General features: G+C 73.7%; 16 protein-coding genes and 1 tRNA gene. 8 read left to right on the top strand and 9 right to left on the bottom strand.

The window, feature by feature from the left end; translation table 11 throughout:
* The first annotated feature begins 3 nt into the window (after positions 1–3).
* Entirely contained in the window at positions 4–1,023 is a 1,020-nt protein-coding gene (gene bagA, locus ABD158_RS06865; protein ID WP_344005478.1) for an ATPase BagA, read from the top strand.
* On the top strand, positions 1,020–2,198 hold the full coding sequence (gene bagB, locus ABD158_RS06860) for an ArsA family ATPase (protein WP_344005476.1): 1,179 nt from the start codon (positions 1,020–1,022) through the stop codon (positions 2,196–2,198). Before bagA ends, bagB begins: the two co-directional genes overlap by 4 nt.
* Before the next feature lie 37 nt (positions 2,199–2,235).
* On the opposite strand, the gene ABD158_RS06855 is transcribed toward bagB, so the two are convergent.
* Positions 2,236–2,541, bottom strand: a complete 306-nt coding sequence (locus ABD158_RS06855) for a WhiB family transcriptional regulator (RefSeq protein ID WP_344005474.1) — start codon at positions 2,539–2,541, stop codon at positions 2,236–2,238.
* 219 nt (positions 2,542–2,760) lie between these two features.
* Here ABD158_RS06855 and ABD158_RS06850 point away from each other — a divergent pair, with 219 nt between their 5' ends.
* Positions 2,761–4,815, top strand: coding sequence for a transglycosylase domain-containing protein (locus ABD158_RS06850; RefSeq protein WP_344005472.1), 2,055 nt, complete (start codon positions 2,761–2,763; stop codon positions 4,813–4,815).
* Between the two features lie 81 nt (positions 4,816–4,896).
* On the opposite strand, the gene ABD158_RS06845 is transcribed toward ABD158_RS06850, so the two are convergent.
* Positions 4,897–5,355, bottom strand: a complete 459-nt coding sequence (locus ABD158_RS06845) for a GatB/YqeY domain-containing protein (protein WP_344005470.1) — start codon at positions 5,353–5,355, stop codon at positions 4,897–4,899.
* Between the two features lie 26 nt (positions 5,356–5,381).
* Here ABD158_RS06845 and ABD158_RS06840 point away from each other — a divergent pair, with 26 nt between their 5' ends.
* The 3 genes from ABD158_RS06840 to ABD158_RS06830 all read left to right on the top strand — a co-directional run bounded on the left by ABD158_RS06840 (position 5,382) and on the right by ABD158_RS06830 (position 7,017).
* A complete protein-coding gene (locus tag ABD158_RS06840; protein WP_344005468.1) occupies positions 5,382–6,308 on the top strand; it encodes a metallophosphoesterase in 927 nt (308 codons plus the stop codon).
* Positions 6,309–6,337: 29 nt separating this feature from the next.
* Positions 6,338–6,414 (top strand) — tRNA-Pro (locus tag ABD158_RS06835).
* A 153-nt stretch (positions 6,415–6,567) separates the two neighbouring features.
* Entirely contained in the window at positions 6,568–7,017 is a 450-nt protein-coding gene (locus tag ABD158_RS06830; RefSeq protein WP_344005466.1) for a hypothetical protein, read from the top strand.
* A gap of 75 nt (positions 7,018–7,092) precedes the next feature.
* Here the strand turns inward: ABD158_RS06830 and ABD158_RS06825 are convergent, their stop codons facing one another.
* A complete protein-coding gene (locus tag ABD158_RS06825; protein WP_344005464.1) occupies positions 7,093–7,578 on the bottom strand; it encodes a VOC family protein in 486 nt (161 codons plus the stop codon).
* 164 nt (positions 7,579–7,742) lie between these two features.
* Between ABD158_RS06825 and ABD158_RS06820 the strand changes: the two genes are divergently transcribed.
* Both ABD158_RS06820 and ABD158_RS06815 read left to right on the top strand, forming a co-directional pair.
* The gene (locus ABD158_RS06820; RefSeq protein WP_344005462.1) at positions 7,743–8,645 is read left to right on the top strand and encodes a glycerophosphodiester phosphodiesterase; all 903 of its coding nucleotides are present in this window, start codon (positions 7,743–7,745) and stop codon (positions 8,643–8,645) included.
* Between the two features lie 65 nt (positions 8,646–8,710).
* The gene (locus ABD158_RS06815) at positions 8,711–9,751 is read left to right on the top strand and encodes a hypothetical protein (RefSeq protein WP_344005460.1); all 1,041 of its coding nucleotides are present in this window, start codon (positions 8,711–8,713) and stop codon (positions 9,749–9,751) included.
* Here the strand turns inward: ABD158_RS06815 and ABD158_RS06810 are convergent.
* The 6 genes from ABD158_RS06810 to ABD158_RS06785 all read right to left on the bottom strand — a co-directional run.
* Positions 9,721–10,773, bottom strand: a complete 1,053-nt coding sequence (locus tag ABD158_RS06810) for an aspartate-semialdehyde dehydrogenase (protein ID WP_344005458.1) — start codon at positions 10,771–10,773, stop codon at positions 9,721–9,723. The two genes, ABD158_RS06815 and ABD158_RS06810, sit on opposite strands and share 31 nt — an antisense overlap.
* Positions 10,770–12,062: an aspartate kinase gene (locus tag ABD158_RS06805; protein WP_344005456.1), complete on the bottom strand. Its 1,293-nt coding sequence runs from the start codon at positions 12,060–12,062 to the stop codon at positions 10,770–10,772. The genes ABD158_RS06810 and ABD158_RS06805 overlap by 4 nt, the downstream gene beginning before the upstream one ends.
* A gap of 44 nt (positions 12,063–12,106) precedes the next feature.
* On the bottom strand, positions 12,107–12,745 hold the full coding sequence (locus ABD158_RS06800) for a DUF5063 domain-containing protein (RefSeq protein ID WP_344005454.1): 639 nt from the start codon (positions 12,743–12,745) through the stop codon (positions 12,107–12,109).
* Positions 12,738–13,337: a recombination mediator RecR gene (gene recR, locus ABD158_RS06795; protein WP_344005452.1), complete on the bottom strand. Its 600-nt coding sequence runs from the start codon at positions 13,335–13,337 to the stop codon at positions 12,738–12,740. The genes ABD158_RS06800 and recR overlap by 8 nt, the downstream gene beginning before the upstream one ends.
* Positions 13,338–13,364: 27 nt before the next feature.
* Positions 13,365–13,781, bottom strand: coding sequence for a YbaB/EbfC family nucleoid-associated protein (locus ABD158_RS06790; protein WP_344005450.1), 417 nt, complete (start codon positions 13,779–13,781; stop codon positions 13,365–13,367).
* A 63-nt stretch (positions 13,782–13,844) separates the two neighbouring features.
* A partial coding sequence (locus ABD158_RS06785; RefSeq protein ID WP_344005447.1) for a hypothetical protein occupies positions 13,845–14,066 on the bottom strand: 222 nt, incomplete at its 5' end.

Below are 14,066 nucleotides of genomic sequence, written 5' to 3'. Positions count from 1 at the left end.
CGCGTGGGCGAGCCGGCGAGCAGCGACTTCCCGGCGGTGCGCCTGCACGTCGTGACCGGCAAGGGCGGCACCGGCAAGTCCACGGTCGCCGCGGCGCTGGCGCTGGCGCTGGCCTGGGAGGGCCGCCGCGTGCTGCTCTGCGAGGTCGAGGGCCGCCAGGGCATCGCGCGGATGTTCGACGTCGACCCGCTCCCCTACGAGGAGCGGCGCATCGCCACCGGCCTGCCGCGCGGTCGCGGCCGCGGGGGCGCCGTCCACGCGCTGCACGTCGACCCGGAGTCGGCGCTGCTCGAGTACCTCGCCATGTACTACCGCCTCGGCCGCGCCGGACGGCTGCTCGACAGGTTCGGCGTCGTCGACTTCGCCACCACCCTCGCCCCCGGCGTCCGCGACGTGCTCCTGACCGGGAAGGTCTTCGAGGCCGCGAAGGAGGGCGGGCGCCGCGGCGGCGGCGAGTCGTACGACGCCGTCGTGCTCGACGCGCCGCCGACCGGGCGGATCGTGCCGTTCCTCGGCGTCAGCGACGAGCTGGCCGGGCTCGCGCGCGTGGGTCCGATCAAGCACCAGTCGGACCTGATGATGACGCTGTTCCGCTCCGAGCGGACGGCGGTGCACCTGACGACCGTGCTCGAGGAGATGCCCGTGCAGGAGACCGCCGACGGGATCGCGGAGCTCCGCGCCGCCGGCCTGCCGGTGGGCGGGGTCGTCGTGGACCTGGTCCGCCCGCGCGACCTGCCCGAGGAGCACCTCGTCGCCGCGCGCACCGGGGCCCTGGACCGCGACGCCGTCACCGCGGACCTCGTGGCGGCCGGGCTGGCCGAGGAGGCCGACGCCGGGCTCGCCGACGTCCTGCTCGCCGAGGGCCGCGACCACGCCGGCCGCCGCGCCCTCGAGGACGCCCAGCGGGCGCTCGTCGCCGACCTCGGCCGACCGTCGTACGAGCTCCCGCGGCTGGCGGGCGGCGTCGACCTCGGTGCGCTCTACGAGCTCGCCGCCCTGCTGCGCGCCCAGGGGATGGCGTGACCCGCCGCGCCGCGCCGACCCTGGACGTCGACGCGCTGATCGGCGACCCGGGCACACGGATCGTCGTGTGCTGCGGCTCGGGCGGGGTCGGCAAGACCACCACGTCCGCGGCCCTGGCGCTCCGCGCCGCCGAGCAGGGCCGCCGGGTCGTCGTCCTGACCATCGATCCCGCCCGCCGGCTGGCGCAGTCGATGGGCGTCGGCGAGCTGGACAACACCCCGCGCCGCGTCGTCGGCGTCGACCCGGCCGCCGGCGGCCGCCTCGACGCGATGATGCTGGACATGAAGCGCACCTTCGACGAGGTGGTCGAGAGCCAGGCCAGCCCGGAGAAGGCGCAGCAGATCCTGGCCAACCCCTTCTACGTGGCCCTGTCGAGCTCGTTCGCGGGCACGCAGGAGTACATGGCGATGGAGAAGCTGGGCCAGGTCCACCGCGCCGCCGAGGCCGACGGCACCTACGACCTGATCGTGGTCGACACCCCGCCGTCCCGCTCGGCGCTGGACTTCCTCGACGCCCCCGAGCGCCTCAGCTCGTTCCTCGACGGGCGGTTCATCCGGTTGCTGCTCGCACCCGCCCGCGGTCCGGCGCGGTTCATGACCGCCGGCGTCGGCCTGGTGACCAACGCCCTGACGAAGGTGATCGGCGCGCAGGTCCTGCGCGACATGTCCACCTTCGTCGCGGCCTTCGACACCCTGTTCGGCGGGTTCCGCGCCCGCGCGGAGCGGACCTTCGCGCTCCTGCAGGCGGACGGCACGGCGTTCCTGGTCGTCGCCGCGCCGGAGCCCGACGCGCTGCGCGAGGCGGCCTACTTCACCGAGCGCCTGGCCGAGGACGCGATGCCCCTCGCCGGTCTCGTGGTCAACCGCTCCAGCAGCGCCGAGAGCCCCGGCAGCCCCGCCGGCCCCGCCGGTGGGGACGCGGCGCCGGCGCTCGGCGCCGACGAGGCGGTGGCGGCCGCGGCCCGGGTCGCCAAGCGGGACCCGCGGTCGGTGACCGGCGGCCTGCTGCGCCTGCACGCCGACCGGCTGCGCTCCGTGGAGCGGGAGTCGCGGCTGCGGGCCGGGTTCGCCGCGGCCCACCCGGACGTGGCGACGGTCGTGGTCCCGGCGCTGAGCACCGACGTGCACGACCTCGACGGCCTCCGGGCCGTCGGGCGGCTCCTCGCCGGCGGCTGAGGCCCCTCGCCCAGCCGCCGGCGGGAGGTCGAGGGGCTCAGGTGGTGACGAGCGAGCCGGGGCCGGCGACCTGCGCCGAGTGCTGGGTGCGGGCCTCCTCGAGGACCGCGCGCCACGAGCTGACCGTACGACGGCGCAGGAGCGCACGGCGCTCGCGCTCGGTCATGCCGCCCCAGACGCCCCACTCGATCTCGTTGTCGAGGGCCTCCGCGAGGCACTCGGTGCGGACGGGGCACCCGCCGCAGAGCTTCTTGGCGTTGTTCTGCTCCGCACCGCGCACGAACAGCTGGTCCGGCTGCGTCTGGCGGCAGAGCGCCGACGGCGCCCAGTCATCGACCCACATGGTGTTCTCGCTTCCCCACGAACCTTGCCCGAGACTTGTCCGGGTCTTTCCCGGTGTGCGTCAAGAGTAGGTTTCTCAAGGTTTTCTCATCATTCCCCGAACGGCTTGAGGTTCGTAGTCACAAATGACTAGACCGTCGGTCCGATGCACTACCACAGGCCACACGCGCGCGGGAGCAGGATTCTCAGGCCACTGGGCCGCTCACGTACATTGAGGCTCATGACGAGGCCCGCATCCACGCGTCCCCGCCCTTTCCGCATCCTCTCCCACCTCGGGGTGATGGTCGCGGTGGCGGCGGTGATGGGCGTGATCGTCGCCGGCCTCGCGATCCCCTTCGCCGGCGTCCTCGGCATCGGCGCGCGCAACGTCGCCCAGAGCGTCGAGGAGCTGCCCGAGGAGCTGGAGACCCAACGCCTGCCCGAGCGCAGCCGCATCGTCGACGGCGCCGGCAACACCATCGCCAACATCTTCGAGGAGAACCGGCAGATCGTGTCGCTGCGCGACGTCTCGCCGATGATGCGCAAGGCGATCGTGTCGATCGAGGACTACCGCTTCTACCAGCACGGCGCGCTCGACCTGCGGGGCACGCTGCGCGCCCTGGTCACCAACCAGGCCAGCGACGGCGTCGTCCAGGGCGGGTCGTCGATCACCCAGCAGATGGTCAAGCTGACGCTGGTCCAGCAGGCCGACACCCCCGAGGAGCGGGCGGCCGCGGTCGACGACACCTACGCGCGCAAGCTGCGCGAGCTGCGCTACGCGATCGCCTTCGAGGAGAACCACAGCAAGGACTGGATCCTCGAGCGCTACCTGAACATCGCCTACTTCGGCGACGGCGCCTACGGCATCGAGGCCGCGTCCGAGACGTACTTCGACAAGTCCGCGAAGGACCTCAACGTCAAGGAGTCGGCGCTGCTCGCCGGGCTGGTCCGCAACCCGACCGGCTACGACCCGACCAACTCCCCCGAGCGCGCCCAGCAGCGTCGCAACGTCGTCCTCAACCGCATGGCCGAGCTCGGCGTGATCCCGCAGCCGAAGGCCAACCGCCTCAAGCGCGCAGACCTGGGGCTCAGCCCGACCAACCTCCAGAACGGCTGCGTCAGCTCGCGGGCGGCGTTCTTCTGCGACTACGTGCTCAAGTACCTGCAGGAGGACCCCTCCCTCGGCGAGACCCCCGAGGAGCGGATGGAGTTCATCCAGACCGCCGGCCTCACGATCCGCACCACGATCGACCAGCGCTTCCAGGCCGCGGCCGACGAGGCCGTGCAGGCCACCGTCTTCCCGACGGACCAGGCCATCGGCGCGCTCGCCATGGTCGAGCCCGGCACCGGCCGCGTGCGCGCGGTCGCGCAGTCCCGGCCCATGGGCAGCGACCAGGAGGCGGGCCAGACCTACCTCAACTACGTGGTCCCGGAGCGGTACGGCGACTCGAACGGCTTCCAGGGCGGCTCGACGTTCAAGCTGTTCGTGACGGCCGCGGCGCTCAACCAGGGGATCTCGCCCTACACGAGCATCAACTCGCCCGACGACGCGGCGTTCGACCTCGGCAGCTACGAGGTGTGCGACGGGGAGTTCTACCAGAGCAGCGAGGTCTACGCGCCCGGCAACTCGACGGAGAGCGGCGTCATGAACATGTACACCGGCACCCAGCTGTCGGTGAACACCTACTACATGGCCCTCGAGCAGCAGACCGGCATCTGCGAGCCCTACGAGCTGGCGCAGCAGATGGGCGTCGAGCTCGACAACCCCGAGCGCGAGCTCGTCCCCACCTTCACCCTGGGCGTCGCCGACGTCAGCCCGATGGAGATGGCCGAGGCCTACGCGACCTTCGCCGCCCGCGGCGTGCACTGCCCCGCGCGTCCGGTCAACGACATCACCGACGCGGCCGGCACCATGCTCAAGGAGTACGACTCGGACTGCACCCAGGTGCTGCCGGAGTCGACCGCCGACCAGATCAACGACATCCTCCGCGGCGTGATGGAGAGCGGCTTCGGCTCGGGCCTGCAGATCGGGCAGCCGTCGGCCGGCAAGACCGGTACGGCGCAGGGCAACGCGGTCTGGTTCAACGCCTACACGCCCAACCTGGCCACCGCCGCGATGATCGCCGGCGCCAACGAGTTCGGCTCCCCGATCAACATGGCGGGCGTCCCGATCGGCGGCGCCTACCGCAACGTCTCGGGCTCCGGCTTCGCCGGCCCGATGTGGTACGACGCGATGATCGACATCGCCCCGTTCCTCGACGACGAGGACTTCGTCCGCCCCACCACCGCCGAGTGACCTGACGCCGACTCGGCGCTCGCGTGCACCCGTACGACGCCGAGTCGGCGCTCGCGTGCGGTGCCCGGCGCGGCCGGGCCGTCAGGCCAGCTGGCGCTTGACCTCCGCGGCGACGACGCCGCCGTCGGCGCGGCCCTTGGTGCGGGGGGCGACCAGGCCCATCACGCGACCCATGGCCTTCATGCCCTGGCCCTCGGCGCCCGCCTCGACCACGGCGTCGGCCACGATGGCGGCGACCTCCTCGTCGGTCAGCGGGGTCGGGAGGTAGTCCGCGAGCACGCCGGCCTCGGCGCGCTCGCGCTCCGCCCGCTCGGGCCGGTCGCCCTCGTCGAAGGCGGTGGCCGCCTCCCGACGACGCTTGGCCTCCGACGACAGCACGTCGACGACCTCGGCGTCGCTGAGCTCCTTGGCGGACTTGCCGGCGACCTCCGCGTTGGTGATCGCGGTCAGCGCCATCCGCAGCGTCGAGGCGCGCAGCTCCTCGCGCGCCTTCATGGCCGCGGTGAGGTCGGTGCGCAGTCGGTCCTTCAGGGCGCTCATGCCGCCCATTGTGTCAGCCTGTCGGGATGGACCTCACCCGGTTTGCGACCCGCCTGGCGCTCGGCACGACGGCGCTGGGCGCGGGCGTGGCGGCGTACGCCGCAGCGGAGGCGCGGGCCTACACGCTGCGGGAGGTGGCGGTCCCGGTCCTGCCCCCCGGCCACCGGCCGCTGCGGGTGCTGCACCTGTCCGACCTCCACCTCGTGCCCGACCAGCGGGCCAAGCGGGCGTGGGTCCGCGACCTCGCCTCGACGCGTCCCGACCTGGTGGTCGACACCGGCGACAACCTGGCGGGGATGACGGCCCTGCCGGCTCTGCTGGAGGCCCTCGAGCCGCTGCTCGAGCGCCCCGGGGCCTTCGTGCTGGGCTCCAACGACTACTTCGCGCCGGGGTTCCGCAACCCGCTGCGCTACCTGCTCCCGGACGACGGCCGCCGCAACACCAGCACGCCCGAGCTGCCGTGGCGGGAGATGAGGTCCGCGATGACCGGGGCCGGCTGGCTGGACCTGACCAACACCACCGGCTCGCTCACCGTCGGCGGCACGCGGGTCGCCCTCGTCGGCGTGGACGACCCCCACCTGTCCTACGACGACCTGGGCGCGGTGGCCGGCCCGGCGCGGCAGGGTGCCGGCGACGGGGCCGACATCAGCATCGCGGTCGCGCACGCCCCCTACCTGCGGGTGCTGGACGCCTTCGCGCGCGACGAGCACGACCTGGTCCTGGCCGGCCACACCCACGGCGGTCAGGTGTGCCTGCCCCTCGTCGGGGCGCTCACCACCAACTGCGACCTCGAGCCCGCCCGCGCGAAGGGCCTGCACCGCCACCCCGCCGGCTCGGCGCCGGGCGACGCCGGCTCGGCGTACCTCCACGTCAGCGCGGGCCTCGGGACCAACCCGTGGATCCGCTTCCGGACCGCGTGCCGGCCCGAGGCCACCCTGCTGACCCTGCACTGAGTCGCTCGGGTATGCTCGCGGAGGCCGATCGGGCTGTGGCGCAGCTTGGTAGCGCGCCTCGTTCGGGACGAGGAGGCCGCAGGTTCAAATCCTGTCAGCCCGACCACAGGACCCGGACTCTCGCACGCGAGGGTCCGGGTCTCGTCGTCTCGGCGCCCTCGACGGGCCCGCTCCCAGATTTCTCGCGCGGATGGGTGTGGGAGGGCCGACGAACGGTAAGAGTGTCCCCGACACCCGATGACTTCTCCGAGGAGATCCTGTGACGATCACCAAGCGCCGCCTCGCGGCGTTCGCCGCCCCCGCCCTGCTCGCCGCGTCGCTGACGGCGTGCGGCGCCGGCGGCCCCCCGGCCGACGCGAGCGAGGACGACTTCTGCGCGGCCTACAACGGGCCGCTCGAGGACGCCATCAGCTCGTCCATCGAGGAGGGCGGTGAGCCCGACGGCACCGTCATCTACGACGCCGTCCAGGACCAGGCCACCCAGCTCGAGGAGACCGGCACCCCCGAGGGCGTCTCGGACGAGCAGCGCGAGGGCTTCGAGATCTACGTCGACACCATCACCAGCGTCAGCGAGGACGACTTCGTCGCCGCGATCGAGGAGGGCGAGGAGCCCGACGAGACCGCCGACCTCTCCGACGAGGACGAGGACCGGGTGAACGACTTCACCGACTACGCGAGCGAGACCTGCGGCGAGCCCGCGGCGGGCTGAGACCCGCCTCCCGCGACGGCCCGGGACCCCGCCAGAGGCTGGCGGGTCCCGGGCCGTCGTGCGTGCCCGGGCCGCTCAGGACCCGTCGTACGCCGCGCGGAGGTCGGCCACGCTCAGCGCCACGCCGTCGACGGCCATGAAGCACGCGGTCACCCGCGCGACCCGCTCGGGATCCGGGTCCCGCATCATCGCGCCCAGCTCCGCCGGCACCACCTGCCACGAGAAGCCGTAGCGGTCGGCGATCCACCCGCAGGGCCCCGGCCGTCCCCCGTCCGCGAGGTGCCCCCAGACCCGGTCGACCTCCGCCTGGTCCTCGCAGGCCACCTCGAACGACGTCGCCTCCGAGGGCGTGAACGTGTGGCCCGCCCCGTTGATCAGGGTCCACGGCGCCCCGCCGAGCCGCAGCTCCACCACCATCGGCGCGCCCGCCCACTCCCCCGCCTCGGCGCCGTACGGCACGACGGCCAGCACCTCGCCGTCCTCGAAGAGCCGGCAGTAGTAGTCGGCCGCCTCGTGCATGTCGTGCCCGTTGATCCACAGGTTGATCGTGATCGGTCCCACGGTGTCCTCCTGGCGCGGTGTCGGTGGGGTGAGGACCGGTGGTGCGCCCCGGACTCATCGTTCGGGCCGAGGTCGGCGCCCGTACACCTCACGGTCCCCTGGGTCCGGCAGCGTGCGCCGCGGCCACCGAGAGCCGGTGGCCGCTCTCGGGAAGGACCCCTCGCATGCGCCTGCGCCCCCTCCGCACCACCTCGGTGCTCACCTCGCTCGCCGCCGTCCTCGGCGCCTCGGCCGCGGCGGCCGCGCTCGGCCTCGGCGCCGCGCCGGCGTCGGCGGCGCCCGACCGCGGCCCCGATCGCGGCCCCGGGGTGGACACGGAGGTCGTGGCCCACCGCGGCTCCTCGGGCGTGGCCCCGGAGAACACCCTCGCCTCGGCCCGGCAGGCGCTGCGCGACCGCGCCGACGAGATCGAGAACGACGTCCAGCGCAGCGCCGACGGGGTGCTGGTGCTGATGCACGACACGACCCTGGCGCGCACCACCGACGCCGAACAGGTCTTCCCCGGTCGCGCGCCCTGGAACGTGGGCGACTTCACCCTGCGCGAGCTCCGGCGGCTCGACGCCGGCTCCTGGTTCGGCCCGGAGTACGCCGGGGAGCGCATCCCGACCCTCGCGGAGTGGGGCCGTGTCGTCGGCAACCGTGCCGACGTGCTGATCGAGATGAAGTCCCCGTCGCTCTACCCGGGCATCGCCCGGGACCTCGACCGGGCGCTCGCCGAGACCCCCTTCCGCACCGCGCTGCGCCGCGACCGCCTCGTCGTCCAGTCGTTCGAGATCGACTGGCTGCGCGCCTACGAGCAGGCGTCCCCCGCGGTGCCGAAGGGACTGCTCTACGGGACCCGTCCCACGCCGCAGCAGATCGCCGACGCGGCCGGCTGGACGGAGTGGGTGAACCCCTCCTTCCGCGTCATCGAGGAGTCCGACGTCGACGCGGTCCAGGCCGCGGGTCTGCGCATCGGCGTCTACACCGTCAACACGGGCGTGGACATGCGCCGCCTCGTGCGCTGGGGGGTCGACGCGATCATCACCGACTACCCGCAGGTGCTGCGCAGCGTCCTGGGTCGCTGAGACGCCGCGGGCTCGGGATCGCCGGTCCCGCACGAGCGGGCAGGGGTCGGTGGCACACTGCGAGCATGGCGGAGACCGACCGTCCCGAGGACGGCCCCAACCTCGAGCTGCCCTCGTTCGGGCTGCGCCGACGTCGGCGCAGGCCCACCGACGATCCCGAGCCCCCCGCGGCCACCACCCCGGTGCCGGAGCCGACGCCCGTCGCCGATCCGGCACCGGTCCCGGACCCTGAGCCCGTCGCCGACCCCGCGCCCGTCGCCGACCCCGCGCCCGTCGCCGACCCCGAGCCCGTCGCCGACCCCGAGCCCGTCGCCGAGACGCCCACCGTCGCGGTCCCCGCGGTCGAGGAGCCCGAGCCCGCACCGCGCAGCCCACGGCCGAGCCGGTGGCGGCGCCGCTCCGCGCCGGTCGCGCCACCCCGGCCGAGCGACGAGCGCGCCACCGAGCAGCACCCCGACGAGCCCGAGCGGCGGCCCGAGGAGACCCTCCCGCTGCTGGCCCGCGAGGAGTCGGCCGCCGAGCCCGCGGACCCGTCCGACGAGTCCACCGAGGAGCCCGCCGAGGAGCCCACCGAGGAGCGTCGACGCTTCGACCCGGCGTCCCTGGCGTCGTTCTCGCTGCCCGTCCTGCCCACGGTCCCGCCCCGGGCGGCAGCCGTCGCCACCGGCGCCGCGGTCGGCCTGCTGACCGTGCTGCTGGCGGCCGGCGGCCTGCGCGCCTGCGTGCTGGTGCGCGGCACGTCGTCCTGCGGGGGCGTCGGCTACCTGGTCGTGCTGGCGATCCTGCTCGCCGGGTTCCTGCTCGGCGCGGCGCTGCTGCGCGCGTGGTCCCAGCCGGGCCCGGCCAGCACCAGCCTGCTGGCGGTGGCCGTCATGAGCGTGGTGATCATGCTGCTGCTGATCGACGTGCTCGAGTCGTGGTGGATGGTGCTCGTGATCCCGGCGGTCGGAGCGGCGTCGTTCCTGCTGTCCCACTGGGTCACCACCACGTACGGCGACCCGCCGCCCGCGGCGGAGCCGGACGCGGACGCCGGGGACCGCTCGGGCGGGGCCCGGGCCGGGACCCGTGACGACCCTCAGCGCGAGAGCAGCAGCTCCGCGATCTGAACCGTGTTCAGCGCGGCACCCTTGCGGAGGTTGTCCCCGCTGACGAACAGCGCGAGCCCCCGCTGGTCCGGGACGCCCTCGTCCTGCCGCAGCCGACCGACGTACGACGGGTCCTGACCGGCCGCCTGCAGCGGCGTGGGGACCTCGGACAGCTGCACGCCGGGCGCGGAGCCCAGGAGCTCGCGGGCGCGCTCCACGGGCATGGCGGCGTCGAACTCGGCGTTGATCGCCAGGCTGTGGCCCGTGAAGACCGGCACCCGCACGCAGATGCCCGAGACCGGGAGGTCGGGGACGTCGAGGATCTTGCGGGTCTCGTGGCGCAGCTTCTGCTCCTCGACGGTCTCGCCGAGCCCGTCGTCGACCATCGACCCGGCGAGCGGGAGCACGTTGTAGGCGATGGGCGCGGTGTAGACCGTCGGCTCCGGCATGGCGACCGCCGACCCGTCGTGGGTCAGCTCGGTCGCCTTCTCGCCCGCGGCGGCGACCTGGCCCGCGAGCTCGGCCACGCCGGCGACGCCCGAGCCGGAGACGGCCTGGTACGTCGCGACGACCAGTCGGCGCAGGCCCGCCGCGTCGTGCAGCGGCTTGAGGACCGGCATCGCGGCCATCGTGGTGCAGTTCGGGTTGGCGATGATGCCGCGGGGACGGTCGGCGGCGGCACCCGGGTTGACCTCGGAGACGACGAGCGGCACGTCGGGGTCCTGCCGGAAGGCCGAGGAGTTGTCGACCACGACGACGCCCTGGGCGCCCCAGGCGGGCGCCAGGGCACGAGAGGTGGTCGCCCCGGCCGAGAACAGCGCCACGTCGAGGCCCGCGGGGTCCGCGGTCGCGGCGTCCTCGACGGTGATCTCCCGGTCACCGAAGACGATCGTCGAGCCCGCCGAGCGGGACGAGGCGAACAGGCGCAGCTCGGCCAGCGGGAAGGACCGCTCGGCCAGGATCCGCCGCATGACGACGCCGACCTGGCCGGTGGCGCCGACGACGCCGACGCGCAGGCCATCGGGGGTGAAGTTCGCGCTCATCGGCCCGACCCCCCGTAGACGACGGCCTCCACCTCGTCGGCGTCGAGGTCGAACGCCGTGTGGGTGGCGGCGACGGCGGCGTCGACGTCCTCCTCGGAGACCACGACGCTGATCCGGATCTCCGAGGTGGAGATCATGCCGATGTTGACCCCGGCCTGGGCCAGCCCGGAGAAGAACTTGGCCGTGACGCCCGGGTGGGAGCGCATCCCGGCGCCGATCAGGGAGACCTTGCCGATGTGGTCGTCGTAGAGCAGCGAGTCGAAGCCGACCGCGCTCTGGAGCCCCGCGAGGGCCGCCATCGCCGTCTGGCCGTCGCTGCGGGGCAGCGTGAAGGAGATGTCGGTGAGGTTGGTCGCGGCCGCGGACACGTTCTGCACGATCATGTCGAGGTTGATCTGCGCGGCGGAGAGGGCCTCGAAGATGCGCGCGGCCTCGCCGACCTTGTCGGGCACCCCGACGACGGTCACCTTCGCCTCGCTGCGGTCGTGGGCGACGCCCGCGATGATGGCCTGCTCCATGCTGCTCTCCTGGGTGCCGGGCTCCGGCAGGTCGTCGATGCTGCCGGTGACCCAGGTGCCGTCCAGCTGGCTGAACGAGGACCGCACGTGGATCGGGATGTCGTGGTTGCGGGCGTACTCGACGCACCGCAGGTGGAGGATCTTCGCGCCGCACGCCGCGAGCTCGAGCATCTCCTCGTAGGTGACGCGGTCGAGCTTGCGGGCGGCCGGCACGATCCGCGGGTCGGCGGTGAAGACGCCGTCGACGTCGGTGTAGATCTCGCAGACGTCCGCGTCGAGCGCGGCCGCGAGCGCCACCGCGGTGGTGTCGGTGCCGCCGCGGCCGAGGGTGGTGATCTCCTTCGTGTCCGCCGAGACGCCCTGGAAGCCCGCGACGATGACGATGTGGCCCTCGCCGAGGGCGTCGGAGATCCGGCCGGGCGTGACGTCGATGATCTTGGCCTTGCCGTGGACCGAGTCGGTGATCACGCCGGCCTGCGAGCCGGTGAAGGACCGGGCGCTGTAGCCGAGGTCGGAGATCGCCATGGCGACCAGCGCCATCGAGATCCGCTCGCCGGAGGTGAGCAGCATGTCGAGCTCACGGGCGGGCGGCAGCGGGCTGACCTGGCTCGCGAGGTCGAGCAGCTCGTCGGTGCTGTCCCCCATCGCCGACACGGCGACCACGACGTCGTTGCCGGCCTTCTTGGCCTCGACGATGCGGCGCGCCACCCGCTTGATGGCGGACGCGTCGGAGACGGAGGAGCCGCCGTACTTCTGGACGACGATTCCCACGGGGCGGTCCTTTGCGTGCTCGGGTGCGGTGGCCGCAGACGAGTCTACGGCGCCGGTGAGCCGGTCCGGTTCAGCATCTCATCGGCCGCCGCGAGCTGCTCCGCCTCGACGTCGAGCGCGGCGGCGTCGATCGTCCCCGCGTCGGTGTCGAGACGGTCGTGGGCGACGACCGACTGCAGGGCCCGCAGGGCGGCGGACGCCTCCGGGCCCCAGCTCGCGACGTAGCTGTACTGCCACCACCACAGGGCCTCGGTCACGCGGCCCTCGCGGAAGTGGCGCAGGCCGTGCGCGAGGTCGGTGGCGACGCTCGCGAGGTCGTCCGACAGCCGACCGGGGACCAACTCCTCGGGCTGGTAGGGGTCGAACACCTCGCCGTACACGTCGGCGCCGCCCAGCATCGTGGCCAGCTCCTCGCGGATGGCGTCGACGTCGGGGTCGGGGCCGGCGTCGGGCTGGAACTCCTGGGCGGGCGTGAAGTCCTCGCGCACCGCGAGCCGGGCGCCGGCGAGCAGCACCTCCGAGACCTCGAGCAGCAGCAGCGGCACCCCCTGGCCGGGATCCCCCTCCCGCGCCACGGTCTGCAGGGCCGTCAGGAAGCCGGCCACCTGGTCGGCGACCTCGTGCGCGCCCTCCGGCGAGATGCTCGCGGGAGGCGTCTCCACCTCGGGCGTGTCGTCACGCATCGGCACTCCTCCGTCCTGCGAACGCTCGTCCCAGGGTGACCTCGTCCGCGTACTCGAGGTCCCCGCCTACGGGCAGTCCACTCGCGAGACGGGTCACGCGCAACCCCAGCGGGCGCAGCATCCGTGTGAGGTACGTCGCCGTCGCCTCCCCCTCGAGGTTGGGGTCGGTGGCGAGGATGATCTCCTCGATCGCGCCGTCCGCGAGGCGCGTCATCAGCTCGGTGACGTGCAGCTGCTCGGGACCGATGCCCTCGATGGGCGAGATCGCGCCTCCCAGCACGTGGTAGCGGCCGCGGAACTCACGCGTCCGCTCGATGGCGACGACGTCCTTGTACTCCTCGACCACGCACAGCACGGACGGGTCGCGGCGCGGGTCTCGGCAGATCCGGCACTGCTCGTCCTCGGAGACGTTGAAGCACACCGAGCAGAACTTCACCCGCGCCTTCACCTCGATCAGGACCTCCGCGAGCCGCCGGACGTCGGCGGCGTCGGCCTGCAGCAGGTGGAAGGCGATCCGCTGGGCGCTCTTGGGACCGACCCCGGGCAGCTGCCCGAGCTCGTCGATCAGGTCCTGGACGACGCCCTCGTACACGGTGGTGGCCTGCGCTCGTCAGCCGGCTCAGAAGCCGGCGGGCCCGCGCGGGGTGTCCGACCCCGGCAGCGCGCCACCGCCGAACGGGTCGCCGCCACCGAGGCCGCCCAGGCCACCGGCGAGGGGTCCGAGCTTCTCGGCCGCCATGGCGTCGGCGTTGGTCTTGGCGTCCCGGTACGCCGCGACGACCAGGTCGCCGAGGTCGGCGAGGTCGTCGGCGTCCGTGCCGTCGAAGGTGCCGGTCGGCACCCGCACCCCGGAGAGCTCGCCGGTGCCGGTGACGGTCACGGTCACGCCGCCGGCGCTGCCGTCGATCGAGGCCGACGCGAGCTCGGTCTGGGCCTGCTCGAGCTGCGCCTGCATCTGCTGGGCCTGGGCGAGCAGGGCGTTCATGTCGAAGCCGCCGGCGCCGCCGAGGCCCTCGAAGGGGTTCTGTTCAGTCATGGGGATCTCCGTCTGGTGGTCAGGGGGGTGGTCGGTGGTCGGGAGGTGGTCGGGCGGGTGGGCTCAGGTGCGGGGGATCTCGTCGATCACCCGCGCGCCGAGCTCGCGCTGGAGCAGCTCGGCCCCGGAGACCTCGTCGTCGACGTCCTCGTCGTCGCGGTGCGCGAGGGCGTCGGCCTGGGCGGCGGAGTCGTCGCGGGCGGCCGGGGCCGCGCCCGCCGCGCGCGTGCTGCGGGCAATCGCCTCCCGCGCGGCGTCCCGGGCGGCCGGCGCCGGGTCGGCCGC

This window comes from Nocardioides lentus (assembly GCF_039529515.1).
Classification (GTDB): domain Bacteria; phylum Actinomycetota; class Actinomycetes; order Propionibacteriales; family Nocardioidaceae; genus Nocardioides; species Nocardioides lentus.
The sequence above is the reverse complement of the archived record's forward strand: the minus strand, read 5'-3'. Positions and strand labels throughout refer to the sequence as shown.